18 protein-coding genes are annotated in these 25,204 nt (G+C 60.1%); 8 read left to right on the plus strand and 10 right to left on the minus strand.

The features are described 5' to 3' along the window. Genes AC24GY_RS09150 through AC24GY_RS09160 form a run of 3 tightly spaced genes read left to right on the plus strand, consistent with a single transcriptional unit; the run spans position 1 to position 4,505 of the window. A complete protein-coding gene (locus AC24GY_RS09150; protein WP_487682184.1) occupies positions 1-2,787 on the plus strand; it encodes a PSD1 and planctomycete cytochrome C domain-containing protein in 2,787 nt (928 codons plus the stop codon). Continuing rightward, complete coding sequence (locus AC24GY_RS09155; protein WP_487682186.1) at positions 2,784-4,253, plus strand: DUF1501 domain-containing protein; 1,470 nt, start codon at positions 2,784-2,786, stop codon at positions 4,251-4,253. Before AC24GY_RS09150 ends, AC24GY_RS09155 begins: the two co-directional genes overlap by 4 nt. A gap of 60 nt (positions 4,254-4,313) precedes the next feature. Further along, the gene (locus AC24GY_RS09160) at positions 4,314-4,505 is read left to right on the plus strand and encodes a hypothetical protein (RefSeq protein ID WP_487682188.1); all 192 of its coding nucleotides are present in this window, start codon (positions 4,314-4,316) and stop codon (positions 4,503-4,505) included. 243 nt (positions 4,506-4,748) lie between these two features. Here the strand turns inward: AC24GY_RS09160 and AC24GY_RS09165 are convergent, their stop codons facing one another. From AC24GY_RS09165 to AC24GY_RS09190, 6 genes are read right to left on the minus strand one after another with little or no spacing between them, the layout of a single operon-like run. Then, positions 4,749-5,636 carry a ribokinase gene (locus AC24GY_RS09165; RefSeq protein WP_487682190.1) on the minus strand — a complete coding sequence of 296 codons (888 nt, stop codon included), beginning with the start codon at positions 5,634-5,636 and terminating at the stop codon, positions 4,749-4,751. Beyond that, positions 5,636-6,631 (minus strand): nucleoside hydrolase, encoded by a 996-nt coding sequence (locus AC24GY_RS09170; RefSeq protein ID WP_487682192.1) that lies wholly within the window; start codon positions 6,629-6,631, stop codon positions 5,636-5,638. The genes AC24GY_RS09165 and AC24GY_RS09170 overlap by 1 nt, the downstream gene beginning before the upstream one ends. Then, the gene (locus tag AC24GY_RS09175) at positions 6,628-7,632 is read right to left on the minus strand and encodes a nucleoside hydrolase (RefSeq protein WP_487682194.1); all 1,005 of its coding nucleotides are present in this window, start codon (positions 7,630-7,632) and stop codon (positions 6,628-6,630) included. The genes AC24GY_RS09170 and AC24GY_RS09175 overlap by 4 nt, the downstream gene beginning before the upstream one ends. Before the next feature lie 5 nt (positions 7,633-7,637). Then, positions 7,638-8,561 (minus strand): ABC transporter permease, encoded by a 924-nt coding sequence (locus AC24GY_RS09180; protein WP_487682196.1) that lies wholly within the window; start codon positions 8,559-8,561, stop codon positions 7,638-7,640. A 15-nt stretch (positions 8,562-8,576) separates the two neighbouring features. After that, entirely contained in the window at positions 8,577-9,509 is a 933-nt protein-coding gene (locus AC24GY_RS09185) for a substrate-binding domain-containing protein (protein ID WP_487682198.1), read from the minus strand. A gap of 52 nt (positions 9,510-9,561) precedes the next feature. Beyond that, complete coding sequence (locus AC24GY_RS09190) at positions 9,562-10,581, minus strand: LacI family DNA-binding transcriptional regulator (protein ID WP_487682200.1); 1,020 nt, start codon at positions 10,579-10,581, stop codon at positions 9,562-9,564. A gap of 187 nt (positions 10,582-10,768) precedes the next feature. On the opposite strand from AC24GY_RS09190, the gene AC24GY_RS09195 reads away from it, so the two are divergent. From AC24GY_RS09195 to modA, 5 genes are all read left to right on the plus strand, one after another. Further along, positions 10,769-11,299, plus strand: coding sequence for a sigma-70 family RNA polymerase sigma factor (locus AC24GY_RS09195; protein ID WP_487682202.1), 531 nt, complete (start codon positions 10,769-10,771; stop codon positions 11,297-11,299). Then, positions 11,296-12,831, plus strand: coding sequence for a LamG-like jellyroll fold domain-containing protein (locus tag AC24GY_RS09200; RefSeq protein WP_487682204.1), 1,536 nt, complete (start codon positions 11,296-11,298; stop codon positions 12,829-12,831). The genes AC24GY_RS09195 and AC24GY_RS09200 overlap by 4 nt, the downstream gene beginning before the upstream one ends. A 386-nt stretch (positions 12,832-13,217) precedes the next feature. Then, entirely contained in the window at positions 13,218-16,040 is a 2,823-nt protein-coding gene (locus AC24GY_RS09205; RefSeq protein ID WP_487682206.1) for a PSD1 and planctomycete cytochrome C domain-containing protein, read from the plus strand. 3 nt (positions 16,041-16,043) lie between these two features. Beyond that, the gene (locus AC24GY_RS09210; protein ID WP_487682208.1) at positions 16,044-17,468 is read left to right on the plus strand and encodes a DUF1501 domain-containing protein; all 1,425 of its coding nucleotides are present in this window, start codon (positions 16,044-16,046) and stop codon (positions 17,466-17,468) included. A 39-nt stretch (positions 17,469-17,507) separates the two neighbouring features. Next, on the plus strand, positions 17,508-19,034 hold the full coding sequence (gene modA / locus AC24GY_RS09215) for a molybdate ABC transporter substrate-binding protein (protein WP_487682210.1): 1,527 nt from the start codon (positions 17,508-17,510) through the stop codon (positions 19,032-19,034). A gap of 167 nt (positions 19,035-19,201) precedes the next feature. Here modA and AC24GY_RS09220 read toward each other — a convergent pair whose 3' ends face one another. The 4 genes from AC24GY_RS09220 to AC24GY_RS09235 form a co-directional block, all read right to left on the minus strand. Continuing rightward, a complete protein-coding gene (locus tag AC24GY_RS09220) occupies positions 19,202-20,335 on the minus strand; it encodes a ribonuclease D (RefSeq protein WP_487682212.1) in 1,134 nt (377 codons plus the stop codon). After that, positions 20,332-21,798 carry a transcription termination factor Rho gene (gene rho / locus AC24GY_RS09225; RefSeq protein ID WP_487682214.1) on the minus strand — a complete coding sequence of 489 codons (1,467 nt, stop codon included), beginning with the start codon at positions 21,796-21,798 and terminating at the stop codon, positions 20,332-20,334. The genes AC24GY_RS09220 and rho overlap by 4 nt, the downstream gene beginning before the upstream one ends. After that, on the minus strand, positions 21,795-22,442 hold the full coding sequence (gene coaE / locus AC24GY_RS09230) for a dephospho-CoA kinase (protein WP_487682216.1): 648 nt from the start codon (positions 22,440-22,442) through the stop codon (positions 21,795-21,797). The genes rho and coaE overlap by 4 nt, the downstream gene beginning before the upstream one ends. A gap of 69 nt (positions 22,443-22,511) precedes the next feature. Beyond that, positions 22,512-25,166, minus strand: a complete 2,655-nt coding sequence (locus tag AC24GY_RS09235; RefSeq protein ID WP_487682218.1) for an Amuc_1098 family type IV pilus outer membrane protein — start codon at positions 25,164-25,166, stop codon at positions 22,512-22,514. Between the last annotated feature and the right edge of the window lie 38 nt (positions 25,167-25,204).

The following is a 25,204-nucleotide window of genomic DNA, read 5'->3' on the forward strand; positions in this document are numbered from 1 at the left end:
ATGAAGCTGGCCGCTCTCATTTTACTCATCTCCTCCAGCCTTGCCGCTGCCGTTGACTTCGTTCGCGAGGTCCGCCCCATCCTGCAGAAGCACTGCTACAGCTGCCACGGCGAGAAAAAACAAAAGTCTGGCCTCCGCCTCGACATCAAAGCCTCCGCATTCAAAGGCGGAGACAAACACTCGCCCGACATCATCTCCGGCAAAGCGAAAGACAGCCCGCTCATCCACTTCATCACCACCGATGACGACGACGAGCTCATGCCCCCCAAAGGCAAGCTCCCCGCCAGCGACATCGCCACCCTCACCACTTGGATCAACGAAGGCGCCCCATGGCCCGACGGCGTCGATCTCGCCAAACTCGAAGACCGCCGCGATCACTGGTCCTTCAAGCCGCTTCAAGTTCCAAGTTCTCCTCAAAGCATCGACTCCTTCATCGACGCCAAGCTCGCCGAAAAAAACCTCCACCGCTCCCCTCCCGCAGATCCAGTCTCACTCATCCGCCGCATCACCTTCGACCTCACCGGCCTGCCACCCACACCCGAAGAAACCACCGCCTTCGAAAAAGAGTTCATCCATGATCGAGCATCCAGCATCCAGCATCTAGTGGACCGCCTGCTGCAAAGCGAACGCTACGGCGAACGCTGGGCCCAGCACTGGCTCGATGTCGTGCGCTATGCCGACACCCACGGCTTTGAGGTCAACACCGAGCGCCCCAACTCCTGGCCCTACCGCGACTACGTCATCCGCTCCTTCAACAACGACACACCCTATGATCGCTTCATCAAAGAGCAGATCGTCGGCGATGCCATGGGCCAGGACGCCGCCACCGGATTCCTCGTCACCGCCTCCGTGCTGCTGCCCGGCCAGATCGGCAAGGACGATGCCTCCAAGCGCCTCGCACGGCAGGACTCCATTGATGAGATGGTCATGAACATCGGCCAGACCTTCCTCGGCCTCAGCGTCGGCTGCGCACGCTGCCACGATCACAAGTTCGATCCCATCACGTCCAAGGACTACTACGCCATGCAGGCCTTCGTCGCCGGTGTCGAATATGCCGACCGTGATCTGCACACACCCGCAGCCGAAGCCTCACGCGCGGAGGAAAAACAGCTCAAAGCACGCCTCGCAGAGATCGACAAAGAACTCGCCCACTTCGTGCCCATGGCGAAATCCGGCGCCGAGCGCCCCATGATCAACGCCCGCGAAAACTCGGACCGCTTTCCACCGGTGAAGACTCAGCGCCTGCGCTTCACCATCAAGGCCACCACCAACCTCGAGCCCTGCATCGATGAACTCGAAGTCTTCAACACGCGCGGCGAAAACGTCGCTCTCGCCACCACCGGCACCAAGCGCAAATCCTCCGGCGACATCGGCGTGGCCGAACGCCACGAGCTGAAATTCCTCAATGACGGCCGCTACGGCAACTCACGCAGCTGGCTTTCCAACACACTCGGCAAAGGCTGGGTGGAACTCGAGTTCCCGCAGGAGCAACAAATCGAGCGCGTCGTCTGGAGCCGCGACCGCGACGGCAAATTCACCGACCGCCTCGCCACCGATTACCAAATCGAAATCAGCGACGCTGAAGGCCAATGGCACACCGTCGCCGATGCCAGCGACCGCCAGAAATTTGACCCCAAGAACAAGAAGCTCGCGAAGCCCACCCTCAAAGGCCTCACCCCCGCCGAAAACAAACGCGCACGCCCGCTCTTCGAGGAAAAGTCCCGCACCGAGAAACAAATCGCCCAGGCCGTCAACCAGCAGAAAGTTTTCGCCGGCACCTTCCGCACCCCGGACGATATTCACCTCCTCAATCGCGGCGATCCCGAGCAGCCCAAGGAAGCCGTCACCCCCGCCGTGCTCAGTGCCCTCGGCAACGTGACACTCCCCAAAGAATCCGCCGAACAGGACCGCCGCCGCGCCCTCGCCGACTGGATCGCCAGCGCACAGAATCCCCTCACCGCCCGCGTCATGGTGAACCGCATCTGGCAGGGCCACTTCGGCACCGGCTTCGTGCAAACCCCCAGCGACTTCGGCCGCATGGGCATGAAGCCCACCCACCCCGAACTCCTCGACTATCTCGCCGCGGAATTCATCCGCAGCGGCTGGAGCGTCAAACACATGCACCGCCTCATCCTGCTCTCAGAAACCTACGGGCAGTCAAGCCAGACCTCATCCCGCACGACAAGCAGCGAAATCGTAAATCAAAAATCAAAAATCATAAATGAAGGCCCCCTTCTCGATTCCGACGTCCGCTACCTCTGGCGCTACCCATCACGCCGCCTCGAAGCCGAATCCATCCGCGACTCCATGCTCGCCGTCAGCGGTCGTTTGAATCTGCAGATGTATGGCCGCGGCTTCAATCTCTTCGATCAACGCGGCGGCCTCAGCGGCTTCGATCCCATCGAGACCTTCAACGCCGACAACCAGCGCCGCATGATCTACGCCCACAAAGTGCGCCGCGAACCCGAAACCGTCTTCGGCGCCTTCGACTGCCCCGATGCCGGACAGAGCACCGCCCGCCGCATCGAAAGCACCACCCCCATCCAGGCCCTCAATCTCTTCAACAGCATCTTCACCCTCGAACAATCCGCCGCCTTCGCCACCCGCGTCCAGCAGCAAGCCGGCACCGACACCGCCAAACAAATCACCCTCGCCTACCAGCTCTCTCTCAGCCGCAATCCCACCGCCGCAGAACTCACCGACACCACCCCTCTTGTCCAAAGCCACGGCCTCACCTCCCTCTGCCGCGCGCTCTTCAACAGCAACGAATTCCTCTTTGTGCCATGAGTCCCCTCTCCGAACACCTCTCCCCCGCAGGCCACGCACTGCTTGATCGCCGCCGCTTTCTCGGCAGCAGCGCCACGGCTCTCGGCTCCATCGCATTGACGAATCTCCTCGGCCTCGATGGCCTGCTCGCTGCAGACAGACCCATCATCGACCCCGCACGCCCCTACGCCCCACGCCAGCCTCATTTCCCGGCCAAGGCCAAAAACGTAGTCGTCATCTTCTGCGCAGGTGCCGTCAGCCAGCTTGAAACCTGGGACTACAAACCCGAACTCATCAAGTGGGACGACAAGCCCCTGCCCGGCGGCCCCGCCGTTACCTTCCAAGGACCCGCAGGCAATCTCGCACGCCCGCAGTACACCTTCCGCCAGCGCGGCCAGACCGGCAAGTGGGTGAGCGACATGATCCCGCATCTCGCGGAACTCACGGATGATTTCGCCTTCGTCCACTCGCTCACCAGCAAGTCGAACACACATGGCCCCGCCGAGAACTTCCTCTCCACCGGCTTCAATCTCGATGGCTTCCCCTCGCTCGGCGCATGGACGACCTACGCGCTCGGCAGCGAGAACCAGGACCTGCCTTCCTACGTCGCCATTCCCGATCCACGCGGCGTGCCGCAGAACGGTGCCAACAACTGGGGCCCCGGCTTTCTCCCCGCCGCGTTTCAAGGCACCACCATGAGCTCCAAAGCCCCCGTGCGCCATCTCGCCGCCCCGGGTGTCTCTCCAGCCACGGATCAAGCCGCACGCACCCTCCTCCAGCGCATGAACGCCCGCCATCTCGAAGCCCACCCAGGCGATGGCAAGCTCGCCGCACGCATCGCCAGCTACGAGCTCGCCGCGCGCATGCAGCTCAGCGTCCCGGAGATCAGCGACCTCAGCACCGAGCCCGCACACATCCTCAATCTCTACGGTGCCGACGATACGCAAAACCCCGACAAAGCCGCCTTCGCCAAGAACTGCATCCTCGCACGTCGCCTCATCGAAAAAGGCGTGCGCTTTGTGCAGCTCTTTAACGGCGCCTACGCCAGCGGCGGCAAGCTCAACTGGGACGGCCACAACGCCCTCAAAGAACAGTACGACGTTCACGCCCCCATCCTCGATCAACCCGCAGCCGCACTCATTCGCGACCTCAAAGAACGCGGCCTGCTCGAAGACACCCTCGTCGTCTGGTGCACCGAATTTGGCCGCATGCCCTTCTTCCAAAAAGGAGCCAAAGGCCGCGACCACAATCCCGACGGCTTCACCTGCTGGATGACCGGCGCAGGTGTGAAACCCGGCGTGAGTTGTGGCGAGACCGACGAACTCGGCCAGAAAGCCGTGAAGGACATCCACCCCCTCTACGACTTCAACGCCACCATCCTCCACCTCCTCGGCCTCGATCACGAACGCCTCACCTTCGAACACAACGGCGTCCAGCGCCGCCTCACCAACGTGGAAGGCCATGTGATCAAGCAGATGCTGGCGTGATGCCAAAAGACCGCTCAAAGGAGGATTGCTGAAAACCGGCATTGAGGTTAAAATGCGGCCATGAAAGCGACGACTGAAACCAAACCAAGCGATGCCGCACTCACGCGGGAGCTGCTTGAGATTGGTCTCGAAATGCAGGATCGCTTCTCGGCAGAGCCCATCTACGCCAAGACCGGCAAAGGCTTCCTCAAGAGCGCAGGCGTGGAAGAGTTGAAGAAGATCAAAGCAGTTGGGACGAGCGCAATAGCCTAGAAGTAGAGTGAACCGACAACACAATGCAAAATAGTCAGGTTTCTGGCTCCTGAAGGGAGCAGAGAAATTAGCCGGTGGTGAAGCGAAACCGCGAAGCGGTGCAGCGGGAACCACCGGACTTGGAACACGCGGCATTTCGTTCAAGGGTGCATGCCGGAGGTATGCGAGAAGCCTTCAGCCACCCAGCGTGCGCGAGGAGTTTACCCGCGGTCCCAGCGTGCCTCCTTGATCTTGAATCCATCGTCAAGCAGCCTCTCCCACAAACCCCTCAATCTCCCCCCGCGTCGGAATCGCAGGCTGCGCTCCCGCCTTCAGCGTCGCCAGCGCACCCGCCGCATTCGCAAAACGAATCGCATCCACCCTGCCCTCGCTGCTCGCCACGGCAAACGCCCCCGCAAACGTATCTCCCGCGCCCACCGTATCCACCGGCGTCACTTTCGGCGGCGCGATCTCCGTCATGCCATCTTCAGTGATGCTCAGCGTGCTCTCCGCACCACGCGTGATGATCAAATGCCGGCACATCGCCTCGCTCAAATTTCGATTCGGCGTGATCTGCGCCGCCTCACCCTCGTTCACAATCAACACATCCACCGCAAATCGCGCGGCGAGATACGCCGCACTCAAAGGCGATGGATTCAAAACCACCCGCACACCTGCCTCACGCGCAATTTCCGCCGCCCGTTGCACCACCGCCAGCGGACACTCAAGCTGCAGCAGCAGCGCATCCGCCCCACGAATCAGCCCAGCATGCTTCTCAAGATCCTGTGGTGTGATCGCATGATTCGCCCCCGCATTCACGATGATGGAATTCTCTCCCTGATCATCCACCGCAATAAACGCCGATCCCGTGGGCATCGCCGAACGCAAAACGCCCGTCGTATCAATGCCCTCCCTCTGCAATTCCTCGATATAGCGTGCGCCAAAATCATCTTCGCCGACACACCCAATCATGCTCACCGCACCGCCCGCACGCGCTGCCGCCACGGCCTGATTCGCACCTTTGCCACCAAAGCACGTCAGTATGCTGCTCGATGTGAGCGACTCCCCCGGCGCAGGAATGTGCGGCACACGCAGCGTGTGGTCCACATTCAGTGAACCGACAACGACAATTCTAGGGCGCTTCTCTGCCATCACTTCTTGGCGGCTGGAGGTTCCACACTGAGCTGCACAATCGCCTCGCGCACACGCGCGGTTTGCTCCGGACTCATCACCAGAAAGCGATGCTTCCCTTTGCCGCCTTTGCCCGCACGAAACAACGTGGCCGAATCATTTTCCACCACGACGTTCCCCGGCGGCGAGAGATCAAAGTAGCCGCGCTCCGGCAGCACTGCATACAGCACCGCCGTCGGGTCCCAAGTCGGGCGATCATGCGGCGGCGGATTGTACAAATAGTAAGCCTCCTTCAGCGGATGATGCGGGATGTAGTTGAGATCTTCTTCGATCACGACATGCGGAAACGCCGCCGCCACACCGATCTCATAGCCACTCCACACCACCGGCGTGGGCCACTCCTTGGCAAGCTTCTGCGCCGCCGGCACATCCAGTTTCACATTATACTCCAGGTGCCGCGTGTCCCACTGCACCGTCTGAAACGCACCCGCCATGATGCTCAAAAACTTCACCTTCTTCGCGATCAATTCCTTCCCGCCCGGCGAGTCCAGCAGACGCGACAGATTGGTAAAAAAGCCCACCTGCGCAATGACCACGCTGCCATCCGGCTGCTTTGCCAGGATGTCCTTGATCAAACAAACCGCCTCCGGCGCATCCGCCCCACTTTTCAAATCATGCGGGTAGCGCAGGCTGCCATCCGCATTCTTCTCATCCGCCAGCAGATTGAACTTCCCCGCCTCCTTCGCCGCTCCATCACGCACCACTCCGATGGGCGTATCGGGATAACCATACAACGTATTCACCGCATCCACAAAAGCCGCCGCCTGCGGATGATCCTTCGTGATCGTCACGGCCAGCAGTTCACACGCACCGCGCTTTTGCAGATTGTGAATCATCGCCAGCGCCATCATGTCATCGACATCATTGCCCATGTCGGTGTCGAAGATGAGTTTGACCGGCGCTGCCGGAGACAGGCCGCAGAGCGCGCAGAGGAATAGGGTGATGAGTTTTTTCATTTCTTGGGTGGTTGCACAGTGGTTTGGACGATGGCCTCCAGCACGCGTGACTGCTGAGCTGAAGTCAGGGTGAGAAATCGGTCACGTTTGCCGCCTTTGCCATCTTTGCCAGGCGGCATGAATCGCGTGAATCCATCGGCACCCACACGTACGCGCCCCGGGGCAGAGAGGCCAAAAAATCCACGCTCTGGAAACACCGCCTGCAGCACGCTGCTCTCGTCCCAGCACGGTCGGTCATGCGCAGGTCCGCTGTGCAGCAAATAAGCCTCCTTCACGATGTGATGCGACACATAGCCAAAATCCTGCGCGATGCTTGCTCGCGGAAACGGCAGCGCCTCGCCGATCTCATACCCGCTCCAGCACACCGGCACCTCCTCCGGCCATTCATTCGCCACCGCCTGCATGAAGCCGATGCCGTTGATGACGTTCGCCTCCAGATGGTAGTTCGTGTGGTTACAGAACGCGAACGCCCCCGCCATGATCGACAGCATCTTCACCTTCTGCCGGATCAATGCCGGACCATCCAGCGTCGAATGCTTATCCGCCTTCGATTTCAGCAGGTTCGCCATGTTCGAGGCAATGCCCACGCTGATGATCGAAACACTCCCATCCGGCTGCTTCGCCAGCAGCTCACGCAGCAGATCCACCGCCTCCCGTGCATCATCATTGCTCTTCAAATCGTGCGGATAGTCCGGCGAATCCGCCAGCTTCAAATAACTGCTCGGACGCTTCTGTGCCGTCGGATCACGCGTCACACCGATGGGCAGATCAGGCCTCCCATAAAACGTATTCTGCGCATCCACAAAACTCGCCGTCAGCGGATTGTCCTTCGAGATCGTCACCCCGAGAAATTCGCACGCACCACGATCCGCCAGCGTGTGGCACATCGTCAGCGCCAGCACGTCATCCACATCTCCGGTGATGTCAGTGTCAAAGATGATGCGCGGCTTCTCAGCGAAAGCCGACGCACCAAACAGCAGTAAAAAAACGAGTGATCTCATGCCTGTTATTTTCTCCTCCAAGTATCCGCCAGCACAGCAGCCACAATGACCAAGCCCGTGACCACACGCTTCACCGGCTCCGTGGCCCCCACCTGAATGAGCCCGGCCTCCAGCGTGGCGATGATCAGCACTCCCATGAAGCTCTTCACCACCGATCCACGCCCACCCATCAAACTCGTCCCACCCACGACCACCGCAGCAATCGCCCCCAGCTCAAAACCCGTCCCCGCATTCGGATCAGCAGACCCAAGCCGCGAGCAGTTGAAAACCGCCGCCAGTCCCGTCAGCGCCCCCAGCAGCGCATGCGCAAAAATGCGCGGACGATCCACCGAAAGCCCCGAAACCAGCGCCGCCTCACGATTCGCACCAATGGCGATCAAATGCCGCCCGATGGCCATTTGTGACAGCATCACCTGCCCCGCCGCCACCACCAGCAAACTGATCACAAACGCAGGCGAAATCACCAGCCCGCCAAACGGTGCCCCCAGTGCCTCAATGTCCGCACCAATGTACTTCGTCTGCGAATTCGTCGTCAGGAATGCCAGGCCGCGCGCGATCTCCAGCATGCCCAGCGAAACGATAAACGAAGGCAGCCGCAGCTTCACACTCACCGCCCCCGTCGTGCTGCCGATCACCACTCCGACAGTGACACTGGCAAGCACCGCCAGCGCCAGCCCCCAGTGCTGATCCGCCATCAGCACACCTACCACCGCGCCACAAAATCCCAGCAAGGAACCCACCGAAAGATCAATCCCGCCCGTCACCATCACCAGCGTCATCCCCGTCGCCACCAGCGCCAGCGCCGGAATCCGGTTCGCCACCGTCCCAAGCGTGCCCATGCTGAAAAAGCTGTCCCGCATCAGCCCAAACAGCACGATCATTGCCGCAAGCACGGCAATGAGTATGAAGAAATCGGTCCAGCGGCGCATGATGAAAAAGAGAGATCACTTCACCACCACATCCACCGGCGTCTGCTGATCCGCAGGCGTCGTCTTCTCCTTCAGCACCTTCAGCGCCGCCTCAATGCCAAACACCGCGAGCTTGTCTCCATGCTGATCGCACGTCGCCAGCACGCGACCATCCGCCAGCAGCGGCTTGAGCGCGGCGATGTTATCAAAGCCGATGATCTGCACCTGCCCCGCTTTGCCCGCAGCTTGCACCGCAGCCGCAGCGCCCAGCGCCATGTTGTCATTCGCACACAGCAGCGCCTTCACATTCGGATTCGCAGCCAGGATTCCCGCTGCCACGCCATTCGCCTTCTCCATCTCCCACTGCCCGCTCTGGGACGCCACAATCTTCATGCCCGCCGCATTCATCGCGTCTTCAAAGCCCGCTTTGCGCTGTTGCCCGTTGAAGGCTGTCGTCACGCCTTCGATGATCGCCACCTCATCACCTGCCTTGAGCTTTTTCGCCAGCACCTCACCCACAGCCTTCGCTCCCGCACGGTTGTCTGGTCCCACAAACGGAATGCTCAGCCCCGCCTGCTTCAGCGTGTCCGCATCCAGCTTGTTGTCGATGTTGATGACGAGCACGCCCGCCTCCTTCGCCCGCTTCAGCACCGTGACCAGCGCCTTCGAGTCCGCCGGCGCAATGACGATCACCTGCACGCCCTGCGACACCATCTGATCCACCAGCCCCACCTGCTCTGCCAGGTCCGTCTCGTTCTTGATCCCATTCACCAAAAGCTCGTAGTCACCCGCATGCGCCGTCTGGTGCTTCTTCGCCCCTTCGGCCATCGTTTGGAAAAACTCATTCGCCAGCGACTTCATCACCAGCGCCACCTTCGGCTTGCCGGAGTGAGAGGAGGCGGTCTCGCCCGCAGGCTTGCAGGAAAGCAGTGCCAGGGCGGCAAAAAGGAGTGGAATGAGGCATTTCATGGCAGGAAAAGGTGATTTTGCGCAAACGATTGTGCAACAGGAAGCCTTTCGGTCAATCTTTCTTCTTTCGCCCAATGGACGCACGCTCGATCAGCCGCACCGGCAGCGTCGTCAGCGCCTTCCGCGAAGCCTTGGCCCCCTGCTTGATCTGTGCGCACAATCTGTCCACCGCCACAGTCCCCATCTCCTCCACCGGCTGCGCGAGCGTCGTGAGCGGCGGCGAGAGCAACGACGCCCAGGGCTGCTCATCAAAGGCAATGAGCGAAAGATCATCCGGGATCACCAGCCCTCGTTCACGCACCGCCTCCAGGGCCCCAAGTGCAAGCTGATTACTCAGTGCAAGAATCGCCGTGGGTCGCGGGTGCGCGTCCAGCAGCTTCAGCGTGTGCTCCCGTGCGATGGCCAGGGAATGCTCCCCACCGACCAGAAACCTCCTCTCAAACCTCACCCCCGCTTCTTCTAATCCCGCACAATACCCACGCACCCGTTCGGCAATGACCGAGCTGTCCTCCCTGCCCTGCAGGCACGCGATGCGTTTGTGCCCCAGCTTCACCAGCCTTCGCACCGCTTCACGAGCTCCAGCAAAGTTGTCCGCCACCACCGCCGCAGTTTTCAGTGCGGTGAGAACACGGTCCACTTGCGTAAGCGGCAGCCGGGAATCGATGAGCGTCTTCAGATGCTTGGAGTCACCACCCACTGGCGCAAGAATGAGCCCGTCGATGCGCCGGTCCAGCAGCATGCGGATGCATTCAGCCTCCACTTCAGCGGACTCCTGCGAATCAGCCAGCAGAACGGTGTAGCCCAGTGTGCGTGCCCTCCGCTCCACCGCTCGGGCCAGCGCGGCAAAGAACGGATTGGAAATATCCGGGATCACCAGCCCCAGCGTGCGTGTGCTTTGCAGCCGCAGGCTGCGCGCCAGCTCATCCGGTCGCACCCCCATCGCCGCAGCTTCTTCGAGAATGTGCCTTTGAGTTTCCTTCGCGATCCGAAACTCATCACCGCGCCCCGCCATCACACGTGAGACCGTGCTGGCTGAAATGCCAAGATGCTGGGCGAGAGATTTGAGATTCATGCAAGGCGGACGTCCGGTCTTTCAGCACAAACTGGCGATAAACCGCTCCCACCGCAACGTCCCCTTCTTCATGTTCCATGCACGCCATCTGCCGCTCACCCTTGCACGGCCCCACAACTGACGCACAGCCTCCTCTCCGCCACTATTTTGGCACTGCACCACCCACCGCCGGGAATACACTGTACCAATGCCAGACTCGCCCTCCTCCACCGAAACCCTCGTCCTCCTGCTCACCCAGCATCAGGAGCCGTTGTTTCGTTACATCTTCAGCCTCGTCCCGCGTGAGGCAGATGCCCGCGACATCCTGCAGGAAACGAGTCTCGCCCTCTATCGCAAGTTCGCCGAGTACGACACCACCCGCCCCTTCCTCCCCTGGGCCTACCGCTTCGCCTATCTCCAGGTACAAAAACACCGCGAGAAATCCGCACGCTCCCCGCTGCTCTTCAGCGAAGACGTCATGGACCTGCTCGCCAGCGAGCGCAGCCACATCGAACCCCGCCTTGATGAACGCCTCCGCCTTCTCGATGCCTGCCTGCAAAAACTCACCGCGCAGGATCAAGAGCTCATCACCAGCCGTTACGCCATGCGCCAGAGCGCCGAGGAAATGATGAGCCGCTTCTCCCTCACGCGCCGCACCCTCTTCCGCAATCTGGAGCTCCTGCGCCAGCGCCTGCATGAGTGTGTCACGCACCAGCTTCAAGTGGAGGGCCTCGCATGAATCTCGACTCCCTCATCCATGCCGAGATCGATGGCGAAATCACCCCTGAGCAGCACGCCCAGCTCGAAGAGCTGTTGCGCTCAGACTGGCAGGCACGCCAGCGTTACCTCGAACTCGTCGATCAACACGCCCGCCTGCTCCAGCAGCCAACCGTAAACACCGGTCGCCTGCAAAAATCCACGCCCAAGCTTCCCGCCAGCCGGTGGCTTCCCGCCCTCACCGCAGCCGCCGCAGTCATCGCCTGCGCCTTCATCTTCTGGCCATGGCACTCCGCTGAAACAGAAGCCATCTCCAACGGCGTCGCCATGCTCAGCCAGACCATGGATGCCAGGTTCACCACCACACTCCGCAGTGGCGACACCCTCAAACCCGGCACCATCCAGCTCACTCAAGGTCTCGCGCAGATCGAGTTCTTCAGCGGCGCCACAGCCTTGATCGAAGGCAGCGCTGAAATCGAAATCCTCTCCGCCTGGGAAGCGCGCTGCCTGAGCGGCCGCGTGCGCGTCCATGTGCCACCTGCTGCCAAAGGCTTCCTCATGCACGCCCCCGGCATGAAGCTGGAAGATCTCGGCACCGAATTCGCGCTCAATGTGAAGGACAACACCAGCTCTGTGCATGTCTTCGAAGGCGAAGTTATCGCGCACACAAATGCACAGACGTCCGCCAGTTTGAAACAAGGCATGTCCTTGTCCTCGCTCAAAACCAATAACGTCTCTCCGCAGGATTTCCTCTCCATCAGCGAACTCCACGGCCTCGTAAAACAACGCGACACCCAGCGCTTCGCCGACTGGCAGCAATGGTCACTCACCGCCTGCAAAGATCCGCGCCTCATCGCCTACTACACCTTCAAACATATGGAGGACGATCGCTGGGACCGCCTCGTGAAAAACGTCACCGAACCTCGCCATCCTCAGCGCGACGGAGGTGCCGTCGGTGCCGCCTGGACCCAAGGCCGCTGGCCCGAAAAAACCGCGCTGGAGTTCAAACGCCCCGGCGACCGCGTCCGCCTGAATCTCGACGGCACCTATCACGCCCTCACCCTCGCCTGCTGGGTGAAGGTCGATTCCGTGGACAAGAAGTACAACTCACTCCTCCTCACCGACGGCTACGACAACGGCGAGCCCCACTGGCAGATCTACGAAGACGGCAGCCTCATGTTCTCCGTCATGTATCGACCCGCAGACGCCGCCAAGAATGCCAAATACAACCAGATGTACTACAGCAAGCCCGTCTTCACCGCAGACAGCCTCGGCCGCTGGCACCACCTCGCCGTGACCTATGACAACACCAGCGGCACGGTCATCCAATACTTCGATGGTCAGCCCGTCGGCCACGAAATCTCCCCGCTCCACCAGCCCGGCCGCGCCATCGTCTTCGGCCCCTGCGAGATCGGCAACTGGGGCCTCCCCACCCAGGGCCACCAGTTCCCCATTCGCAATCTCAACGGCGCCATCGATGAATTCGCCATCTTCAGCAACGTTCTGAGCGCCTCTGAAATCAGCACCCTCTACAACCATGGCAAACCCGACTGACACGCATGCCACTTCGTTAAGGCGGGGCTTCGCTCATCTGCTTGGTCTGCCACGTCGCTCGGACCAGCGCCCACTGGGAGCGCCGATATTTTATCGGCTCTGGGCGAACGTCCCTGCCGCCTCGTCGCGCTCCACTCCGTTCCGCCACACATCAGCCCCAAAGGGGCTGCGGATTTCAGCCCAGGGTCAGCCGAGCCTCAGCGAGGCGACCCTGGGTATGACAACACACGACCGGGAAGCAAACCCATCACTTCGCCGCACCCAGCCTTCACCAGCAGCGTCTGCAAAAAGCGCCGCCGCACATCGGGGCCGAAATCTCACAACACGCCTAGATACTCGATTGGCCCCTTAACCATTTGTACCTGCACATCTTTGAATTCACAACCATGACCGGCAAAGCACTCCTCATCTTCCTGCTCGTCGCCTCCTCCCTCCAAGCCGAAGACGCTGAAGCCCTCTTCGTCCGTCGGGTCTGGCCCCTCTTCCAAGAGAAGTGCCTCGCCTGCCACGGCAATGACGAACAGAAGATCAAAGGCGGCTTCGACATGCGCACGCTGGAAACCACGCTCAAAGGCGGCGAGAGCGAGAAGCCATCCATCATCCCCGGCAAACCCGAGCAAAGTCCCCTCTACCTCGCCTCCACACGCCAGCACGAGGCCGACTGGGACCCCATGCCACCCAAGGAAGCCGACAAACTCTACGCGGAGCAACTGAACTGGATCAAAGCATGGATCACTGGCGGCGCCCCATGGCCCGATGAATCAAAGCGCAACGCCATAGCGAAAGCCAACGCCGACAAATGGAGCGCCGAAGACGGCATCACCATAAAAACCACTGGGGCCCTCTCCCCCGAATGGGCCAATCGCCGCTACAAACCCGAAGGCCTCTGGGCATACCAACCGGTGAAGAAGCCAGCGACAAAAAGCCCCACCCCCATCGACGAACTCATCGCCCTGCACATGCCCGATGGCATGCACCCCGCACCCGCCACTGATGCCCGCACCTTCATCCGCCGCGCCACCTTCGATCTCACCGGCCTCCCTCCCACCCCCGAAGAAATCACCGCCTTCGAGCAAGCTTACAGCCAGGATCCAGCATCCAGCATCCAGCATCTGGTCAACCGCCTCCTCGCCTCCCCTCACTACGGCGAGCGCATGGCCCGCCACTGGCTCGATGTCACCCGCTACGCCGACAGCAGCGGCTTTGCCAATGACTACGAACGTGGCAACGCCTGGCGCTACCGCGACTACGTCGTCCGCAGCTTCAACGCCGACAAACCTTATGACCAGTTCATCAAGGAGCAGATCGCAGGCGATGAGATGCAGCCGGACAACTCCGAACACCTCATCGCCACCGGCTTCCTCCGCATGGGCCCTTGGGAACTCACTGGCATGGAGGTGGCCAAGGTCGCCCGTCAACGCTTCCTCGATGACGTCACCAACAGCGTCGGCGAAACCTTCCTCGCTCACTCCCTCCAATGCGCCCGCTGCCACGATCACAAGTTCGATCCCGTGCCCACGCATGACTACTACTCCATGCAGGCCTGCTTCAGCACCACCCAGCTCGCCGAACGTCCCGCGCCATTCCTCCCTTCGGAAAACACCGCCGGCTTCGAAGAAAAGAAATACCTGGAACCACGCCGCATCGAGCACATGACCATGCTCGCCCGTCTTGACGACAAGATGCTCGCCAACGCGGAAAAATGGTTCGCCGAAAAGAAGCTCGACCGCAGCACCTGGAACAAAGCCGTGACCTCCGCTCGCGACTTCATCGCCAGCGGCGGCAAGATGAAGAAGAACCGCAGCTTCACTGGCGTGTTCGAAACCGCCCGCGCCATCCTGCAAAAGCAAAATATACCCGAAGACCAATACCCGCCCAAGCTCGTCGGCTTCGCACCCGAAGACTACGGCAACGAACGCGTCGCCCGCAAAGGACTCGAACGCCTGAAGTGGGAGTTCGAACGCTACGAACCCTTTGCCTTCAGCGTCTATGATGGCCGCACACCACAGGTCACCAGCATCTACCAGCCCATCCGCATGCCGCAGGATCGCATGACAGCCGGCGAACTCGAGCAAACCGCCATCCTCGGTGGTGGCGACCCCTTTTCACCCACGCAACCCGTGAAACCCGGCGTCCTGTCCGTGCTCGGCGGCGTCGAGTTCCCCGACGCTATTGAAGGCCGCCGCACCGCTCTCGCCAATTGGATTGCCAGCAAGGACAACCCGCTCACCACTCGCGCCATAGTCAATCGCCTCTGGCTCTGGCATTTCGGCCAGGCCATCGCCGGCAATCCCAACAACTTCGGCAGCACCGGCAAAGAGCCCACACATCCCGAACTGCTCGACTGGCTCGCCGCCACGCTGGTGGAGAAGAAATGGTCCATCAAAGAAATGCACCGCCTCATCATGACCAGCGCCGCTTATCGTCGCAGCTCCGAGTTCAAAGCCGAAGGCCCCAAGCTAAGCCACGAAGAAGCCACAAAGTCCTACGCCGTCTTCAAACCCCGCCGCCTGATGGCCGAAGAAATGCGCGATGCCATGCTCAGCATCACCGGAGAATTAAATCCCACACTCGGCGGCATCCCAAACCGCCCCGAGATCAACATCGAAGTCGCCATGCAGCCACGCCAGGTCATGGGCACCTTCGCCTCCGCCTGGGTGCCAAATGCAAAGCCCGCACAGCGCCACCGCCGCAGCCTGTATGCCTTGAAGATTCGCGGCGTGCGCGATCCCTTCATGGAAGTCTTCAACGAACCCGGCCCCGACTTCTCCTGCGAAGCCCGCGAAGTCTCCACCGTCACCCCCCAGGTCTTCAGCCTCTTCAACGGCCAGGCCAGCTACGACCGCGCACTCGCACTCGCAAACCGCGTCATGCAAGAAAAGCCATCAGACGCCATCACCCGCGTCTTCCAGCTCGCGTATGGCCGCCCTCCATCCGCCGATGAGAAATCCACCTGCACCACACACTGGCACACCATGGTATCCAGACAGGCTGCCATCGCCTTCAAGCAACCCCAGCCCCCTCTCAGCGTGAAACGCGATGCCGTGGAGGAAAACACCGGCGAAAAATTCAGCTTCCACGAAAAACTCCCCGGCTACGCCGACTTCATTCCCGATCTCCAGCCCGCCGATGTCGATGCTCAAACACGCGCTCTCGCAGACGTCTGCCTGGTCCTGCTGAACTCGAACGAATTCGTTTACCTCTACTGAACCATGAACCAGACCTTCTTTCCCTGCGCCGGAGCTCGCGCAATGCATTCGCCCACACGCCGCGAATTCATCTACGGCCTCGGCACCTCCCTCGGCAGCGTAGCCCTCACTTCACTCCTCGCCGCCGAACAAACCGGCCCCCTCGCACCCAAGGCCCAGCAGATTCCCGCAAAAGCCAAAAACTGCATCTTCCTCATGATGGAAGGCGGCCCCTCCCACATCGACACCTTCGATCCCAAGCCCGTCCTCGAAAAGCTCCACCTCAAGGAGTTCACCCGCGAAGGAAAGCAGAAGTCCGCCATGGAAAGCGGCAAGCGCTACTACGTGAAGTCCCCCTTCAAGTTTGCCCAGCATGGCCAGAGCGGCGCATGGATGAGCCAGCCCTGGCAGCACCTCGCTGGCGTTGCCGATGAGCTCTGCTTCTTCCGTGGCTGCCAGGTGGACTCCGTGAATCACCCCACCGCCATGTATCAAATGAACTGCGGCAATCGCTTCGGGGGCGATCCCGCCATCGGTGCCTGGGTCACCTACGGCCTCGGCTCCGTGAATCAGGACCTGCCAGGCTTCATGGTGCTGCCTGAAATCAGCTATCCACAAGGCGGCAGCGCAAACTGGAGCAACGGCTACCTCCCCGCCCAATTTCAAGGCACCCCCCTGCGCCCCAAAGGCTCTCCCATCCTCGATCTGCAACCACCCCAAGGAATCGCATCCGACCATCAACGCGCCAACCTCGATCTCCTCGCTCAGCTAAACACCCGCCACGCCGAAGCCCACCCATGGCACGACGAACTGCGCGCTCGCATGCACAATTACGAACTCGCCTTCCGCATGCAGACGCAGGTGCCGGAGACCCTGGACCTCAGCAAAGAAGACGAAAAGACCAAAGCCATGTACGGCATCGGCAGCGATGCCACCGACGCCTTCGGCCGCAAATGCCTGCTCGCCCGCAAGCTCGTGGAAAAAGGCGTGCGTTTCGTACAGCTCTACGCCGGCACATGGGACAGCCACGACTACATCGAGCGCGCCCACGGCAATCTCATCCATCAGGTGGACCAGCCCATCGCCGCACTCATCAAGGACTTGAAGCAGCGCGGCCTGCTGGAAGACACCCTCATCGTCTGGTGCGGTGAATTCGGCCGCACCCCGGACAATGGCGTGCGCGGCGGCACCGCCTATGGGCGCGATCACAATCCAAAGGCGATGACCGTCTGGCTCGCCGGTGGCGGCGTGAAGGCCGGCCACACCATTGGCAGCACCGATGACCGCGGCATGGAAGCCGTCGAAGAGGTTCATCACGTCCGCGATCTCCACGTCACTCTCCTGCGCCTGCTCGGCCTGAACGACAACAAGCTCACCTTCTACCACGCGGGCCGCTTCAAGCAGCTCAGCCAGTTCGGCGGCCAGGTCATCGAGAAATTGATCGCGTAGTATTTGAGCGATGCCGCCTTTCTGGCACGTTCTTCCCTCATGCTGAAAAAATTTGTCATCGTCCTCTGCCTCGGAGCCGCCGCCGGTGCCACATGGGTGGCACTGAAACCCGCCAAGACCAGTTCTGCGTCACTCACCGTCTTTTGCGCCGCCGGCATCAAGAAGCCGGTGGAGGAAATCGCCGCCGCTTACCAAAAGGAAACCGGCACCGAAGTCCGCCTGCAATACGGCGGCACCGGCACCCTGCTGAGCCAGCTCAAGATCACCAAGCAGGGCGATCTCTTCATCGCCGCTGACGATGGCGCCTTGGCAGATGCAAAAAAGCTGGGCGTCACCCGCGAGGAGTTCACTCTCGTCAATCAGCAGCCGGTGCTCGCCGTCGCCAAAGGCAATCCCAAACACATTGACAGTCTCGCCGCCCTGAAGCGCCCGGATATCAAACTCGCCCTGGCAAATCCCGAAGCCGCGAGCATCAGCCGCGTGGCAAAGAAGCTCCTCGGCCCCGAATGGGATGCCTTGGCCGCGAAGGCCGCCGTGATGAAACCCACCGTCACTGAAATCGCCGCCGATCTCTCCCTCGGTGCCGTCGATGCCGCCATTGTCTGGGACTCCACCGTCCCCCAATTCAAAGGCCTGGAGATCGCGCCGCTGCCAGAGCTCGCAAAGCACGACGAACATGCCACCGCGACTATCCTCTCATCGAGCCAGCAGCCCGCAGAGGCGCTGCGCTTTGCGCGCTACCTAACCGCCCCGGAAAAAGGCGGCACCGTTTTCCAAAAGCAGGGCTTCAAACCCGTGCCCGGAGACAAGTGGGCCGCACGCCCTGATCTGATCATCTACAGCGGCGGCGTGAATCGTCTCGCCATCGAAAAACTCCTCCAGCAGTTCGCCACCCGTGAAGGCATCACGCTGACCACCGTCTTCAATGGCTGCGGCATTCTCTGCGCATCCATGAAGACCATGCAGGACAGCAGCAATCCCAAGTTCCCAGACGTCTACTACGCCTGCGATGTCTGTTTCGTCCCCCCCGTCGCGGAGCAATTCCCTGAAGCCATCCTCCTCACCGAGGCGGAAATCGTCATCGCCGTCCCCAAGGGCAATCCGAAGGGCATCCACACGCTCGCAGACCTTGCCCGCCCCGGTCTGCACGTCGGCATCTGCAATGCGGAGCAGTCCACCATCGGCTTTCTCACACGCTCCATGCTGAAGTCCATGAACCTGTGGGAAAGCGTGAGCAAAAACGCATCATCCCAGGTGCCCACCGCAGATTTCCTCGTGAATCAGATGCGCACCGGCTCACTCGACGCCGCCGTCGTTTATGGCATCAATATCAACAACGACAAAGCCCACTTCGATGCCGTGCCGCTGCCCGCAGACAAGTCCAAGGCCGTCCAGCCCTTCGCCGTTCGGCATGATTCCCCGAACCAGCAGCTGGGCCGCCGCCTCCTCGCCTTCCTGCGCGAGCAGCGCACCACGTTCGAAAATGCCGGCTTCGTCTGGAAAGGCGACACCGCTCCCGTCAAAAGCGCGGACATCGTCCTGCCAGACTGGTTGAAGCAAAAATAGCTGTTAACTGCAGGCACAGCGCCGCGTCCGTAGGTCGGGTGTGTTTGGCGTCCATCACATCCTCGCCCTCACAACCTCCTTCGCCAAACCGCCCGACTTCGAGCGCGTTCGTACGCCATGGCGTCTGCCACACACGGATAGACGGGGCGTGCTTGCGCCACCCCCTTCTACTCCGCCGTCTGCAGCACCTGCTCCAGCCCACCCGCCATCAGATCATGCTGCCAGTTCATCAGATGACTCGATGGATTTCCGTCCACGACGAGTTCTTCGATGGTCGCACGTGACCCGAGCAGCGAGGGCTCGATCTCAAGCTCCTGCGCCACTTTTTCGCGATGCGCACAGAGCTTGTCGATCTGATCACGCTGCGTGTCACTGAGGCGCCCTTTGGTCTTCTTGGCGCGCTGCGGCCAGTCGGCGGCAGTGGATGCCATGATCGCCGCCACGATGTCAAAAAACTCCTTCTTCCAGCGCGGACGCCAGCCATTCGGCGGATTCAGCGGCTGGCCGGCTTCAAACTGCTCGGCGTAGGCCACCATCTGCTTGTTGGACATGATCTTGAAGCACGGCGTGTCACGCTCTTTCGCGATGCCTTCACGCCATTCCCACATGCCTTTCAGGATGGCCAATCCTCTGGGGTGCAGCCTGCCGCAGCCCTGCACACGCCACGGATCTTCACGCGCCACGTTGTCACGCGCGGCCACATCTTCCTGCAAAGACAGGCAGCTCTGATGAAACCAGTCTTCCCGACCCTTCGCTTTGAGTTCAGCCACGAATTTATCCGCGATCGGCAGCAGATAGCGCACATCATCCACTGCATACGAAAGCATGTTCGGTGGCAGCGGCCGGCGGCTCCAGTCAGCCTTTTGTGAGGCTTTGCACAGATCCAGATCAAAAGCGTTCTTCACCAGCGCCGCGAGGCCAAACTGGCGTGCGCCAAGCAGGCGCGCAGCGATCTGCGTGTCACGAATCACCTTCGGATTCCAGTCATAGGTCCTCCGCAGCATCGTCAGGTCGTAGTCAGCCCCGTGAAACCACAGCTCATGCGCATCCAGCAGTTCCAGCAGCGGCGTCACATCTGAAATCGCCAGCGGATCCACCAATGCATAGCGCCCGGCGCAGTTCACCTGCAGCAGGCAGAGCTTCTCATGGTAGTGGTGCAGGCTGTCCGCCTCCGTGTCCAGGCAGCAGCGCTTGTCCGGGCTTTCTGCCAGCCAGACTCGCATCTTGCCCACCCATTCATTGAGGTGCTCCGGGGTGTCGATGAACTCGTAGTCCTTCGGTGGTGATCCTTCCTCGTTCATTTCAGGCCCATGAGGAGGATTTCCGCATTGTTGCTGGTGCGGTTGATATTGCGAATAAGCATCTCAAGTGCCTCCACAGCCGGGACTGCAGCAAGCTGTTTGCGCACCTGCGTGATGCGCCGGAATTCGTCCGGGTGGTAGAGCAGGTCGTCACGCCGCGTGCCCGATTTGAGCAGGTGCAGCGCGGGGTAGATCCGCCGCTCGGAAATTTCTCGGTCCAGCGTGGCCTCCATGTTGCCGGTGCCTTTGAACTCTTCAAAGATCACTTCATCCATGCGGCTCTCGGTTTCGATCAGCGCCGTGGCAATGATCGTCAGGCTTCCGCCTTCCTCCACATTGCGGGCAGAACCGAAGAATTTTTTGGGCTTTTGCAGCGCCTTGGTGCCGACACCGCCGGCCATGTACGCTCCACCCTTGCTGCCCTGCGATGAGTTATAACCACGGGCCAGACGCGTGATGCTGTCCAGCAGGATCACCACGTCCTTCTTCATCTCCACCAGTCGGCAGGCGCGCTCACGCACGATCTCCGCCACCTGGCTGTGCCGCTTCGGACTCTCATCAAACGTGGAGCTGTAAATCTCGCAGCCGCTCACCGTTTCTTCGAAATCGGTCACTTCCTCGGGGCGCTCATCCAGCAGCAGCACGATGAGCGTGATCTCCTTGTGATTCTGGGAGATGGATTTGGCAATGTCCTTCAGGATCACCGTCTTGCCCGAACGAGGCGGCGCACAGATCAGACCACGCTGGCCTTTGCCCAGCGGTGCCACGATGTCGAGAATGCGGGAGCTGACCGCGCACGGCTTGGCCGTTTCAAGAATGATGCGCTTGTTGGGAAACGTCGCCGTCAGCTTGTCGAAATCCGTCGGTGTCTCCCATTTGTCGATGGTAATCCCTTCGACTTCGGTGATCCGGTCGATCGCCAGGTACTTGTCCCGGTCCTTGGGAGCCTTGGCAATCCCTGCAATTCTCTGGCTGGGGCGCAGATTGAACTTCCTGACCAGAAACAAAGGAACGAAGACGTCCTCTGGCAGGGGCATGAAACTGTACTTCGGATAACGGATGAGGCCGTAGTTGTCCGAGCCGATCTCCAGCACACCTTCCACCTTGAGGCGGGTTTTGTGTTCCCCCATCCACGAACAAAGATCGTAAATGAGCTGATGCTTCGTGCGGCTTGCATTCAGGCGGAAACCCACCTTTTCCGCAAGCTCCAGCAGATCAGCCAGCGAGGAGTTCTGCAGTTCGTTGATGGAGATCTCCTCTGGAAACGGTGGCTGCGCGCCATCCGTCTTCTGGGGCTCGGCAGGCGTCTCGCCTGAAACGGCGGGAGGTTGAGCAGGAGATGCAGTTTCCTGCTGCGGCTCGGGATTCTCCGGGGGGAGAGTGGCAACGGGGGTGGGGTCCGACACTGGGGAGGCGGGGGGGGCCGCAACCGTTGCGGGGGATTCGGTAGATGGGTCGTTCATGCTTGCAAGAGTGGACTTGCCAGCGTCAGCACCTGGGCTTCAAGAGAGGCCAGAGAACCATCATTCCAAATGACGGCATCTGCTCTTTCTACCTTGGCTTCGATGGGCCATTGGGCCTCCAGGAACTTGTGAACGGTCTGTTCGTCGAGTCCCCGGGTTTCCATCATCCGCCTGACTTGCACCGACCGGCTGGAAGCCACCACGATGACGAAGTCTGCTGAAACTGTACCTCCAATCTCATAGTGGAGGGGGACTTCCGCAAGGAAAAGATTCACCCCGGCCTTTTCGGCCTCCCTGCGGGCGTTCTCCAGAGATGCCAAAACGGGGGGATGCAGCAGGCCCTCCAGCTTTTTGCGCAAACCCACATCCGGCAGCACCACATCACGCAGCCACTGCCGGTTGATCTCGCCTGCATTGCCCAGAACCCTCGCGCCAAAGGCAGCCACCAACCCCTGAATCGTAGATTCACGTTTCATCACCTCTGCCACCATCAAATCGGCAGAAAAGACACGGTGCGTCTTGGGAAGCTGCTCAATCAGCAACGTGACTAGCGAACTTTTGCCGCATCCTGCTCCGCCGGTGATCAGCCAAGATTTCATCGAAGTATTTGGCCGGTGCTTGGCCTGTCTGCAATCGTAAGTCACTAAAACAAATCAGGCAGGATGCTTTCGCAATCCTGCCTGATAGTAATTAAGCTAAGAGATTTTAAACTATTAGTTGGCTGGTGCCACCGCTGGCAGGAGAGTTCCCACAGAGCCAGGGCCGGCTGCAGCATCCGCACCTGCTGCTGCCTGTGTAGGGTTGACCGGCTTGATACGCTGACCCGAAGGGTCGATCAAATGGGCCGTCACGAAGATCATCAGATTGCGCTTGTAGTGCTGCTCGGACTCACTCTTGAACAGGCGACCGATGAACGGAAGGTCGCCAAGGATCGGCACTTTGTCCTGAACGTCCTGCACGTCTTCGCGGATCAGGCCGCCGAGAGCAACGGTCTGTCCATCCCAGACGGAGACGCCAGTCGTGACCTTACGGACAGAGAATACCGGCTGATTGATGATGTTGGGCGTGATCACACGCTCAGGCTGGGACAGAGGAACGTAGCCCTCAACGTCTTTTGTTGTTTCTACTCCTAAAATGGTTTCTGTGATCGAGGAAGTAACGCTCAGCACGGACTGGCTCGAAGGCGAGTTAATCGGGGAACCATAATTGATGAACCCATCAAACTCCACAACTTCAGGGGCGAGGGTCAGTTCGATCGTGTTACCATCCGCACCCACCGTGGGTTCAGCCTCAAGGCGAACACCAGTCTGGCGCATTTCGAAGGCCGTCGGGGTCGTAGGAGTGGCAATCTGCTGGCCACCGCCACCGCCACCAACGTTCAGACCACCACCACCCTGAGGAAGACGTGGAGGATCAAATTCCGTTGGGTAGATGAATTCGCGAGTCACTTCCATGGTGGCACGAGTGCCGCTCTTCGTTGTCACGCTTGGGGCGCTCATCAAATCCACGCCTTTTTTCTGGCTCAAGCCACGGAGCACACTCTGGAACTGTGGGCTGGAAAAAATACCGGCAGTGCTGAAAATCCCTGGAGCAGAAGAGACCGCGCCGGTGGTGGAACCCGTGGTTAACAGATTGTCAATGCTATTGTTTCCAATGGCATAGCCGCCACTGCGATTCCCAGCAGTTACGGCGCCACCACCACCATAGGCACTCCCACCGGTAGCTCCTAGCGGGACCGTGCCGCCAAGAGCAGCAGCCACTGGAAGATCGGGAAACACCGTCGTGCCATCGAGCTTATATCCAGGTTGAGTCGAATTTGCGGTGAATGGATAGTCGGCGGTATTATACGTAGTTCCATTACCAGAACTCCCCCCGCCAAATCCGAGATTACCAACAGTGACCCCCCCGAGTAGCCAGTCAAAGCCGAGCTCCTCCGTGTTTTTCTGAGTCACTTCAACAAATTTGGAAGTGATGACCACCATCTTGGGAGCCAATTTCGTAATGGATTCCACATAGGCTTCCACCAAATCCAAGTTGGGCTGCGTATTTCTGACCACCAGCTGTGAGTTGGCAGGATTGTAACTTGCCGAAGCACCCTCTGGGAAAACGATTCCTGATGCTTCAAGGATCTGCCGGGCTGTTCTTCTAGCGATCAAACCACCACCTCCAGCCGCTGCGGCACCACCGCCAGCAGCGAAAGGATCAGCAGCTGCCGCCGGTGCAGCAGCACCAGGGTCTCCACCACCACCCGAGCTCAAGAAATCAGGCGGCACGCGGTAGCTGCGAGTATACTGCTCACTGGCATTTTCGGAGATTGGCACCACCAGAACGGCATGCGCCTCCACCTTGTATTTCATCTGCGCCAGCTCGGTCACGTAGCGAAGAGCCTCAGACATCGGCACATCTTTCAAATCCAAGCTGATGGATGCATTGCTTGGCGCATCACCCATGCGGAGAATGATGTTGACTCCTTTGACTCCGGATTTGTCGGTGAAGGTGTCCAAATCACGGCTTTTGACACGAAGGTATTCAATCGCCTCTTCAATGGTTGCCCCTTCGAATTGCACCGTCGGGAAAATGATCTTGTTCATTTTTTCCGTCAGATACGCACCTGGGCTGCGTCCCACACCATATTCAAAGATGACAGCCTGACCTTGCACAGGCACCTTGTCCTCCCAAGTCTCAGTCACCTGCGTCAGCATTTTGGCACGCTGGTGATCGTAGGCCGACTTGAAGTAGGCCTGACGCTTGCGCTCAGCATTCTCCATGCCGCGGCGGGCGGCGCTGTTGTAAGGGTCTGTCCGCAGAACATCCTGATACTGCGAAATGGCAGCATCATACTGGCCTGTTTCAACGGAACTGTTTCCAAGCAGGAGCCCCGCCTGAACCTTGCCAACGTTGGTCACATGCTCAGCCGTGAGCGATGGCGGCCAGCGGTCTGGATCTTCAAGCTGCTTCTGGAACGCCAGAGCGCCTTTGTGCCCTGGAATTAACACCAGCGCACCTTCCAGCAATTGACGGGACTCCTTGTAGTTGCCTGCCTTGGCACGTTCCTGGGCAACCGTGACGCTGCAATCGGCATACTTGAGCTGGGCCAGATCCAGCCAGTCACGGGTCAATGGCGCATTTGGCAGCGAATCGATGGCGGCTTTGTAGGAGCTAAGCGCACCATCATAATCCCCCTCGCTGAATAATTTGTCACCACGATCCATGGCCGTGCGTGCATCTTCAATGCGGGCATAACGACGTGCGATTTCGCGATTGGCCATTCCAGTGACGGTACTTTGACTTTGGGCCATGATCGATGGCGAGGCCGCAGTCAAAACGAGAAGGGAAAGGTTGAACACCAGACGAGAGTGATGGGTCATAGGGCAAACTGACAATATTTTGTGGTAAAGAGAGATTA

The organism is Prosthecobacter sp. Pr1 (genome assembly GCF_057652315.1).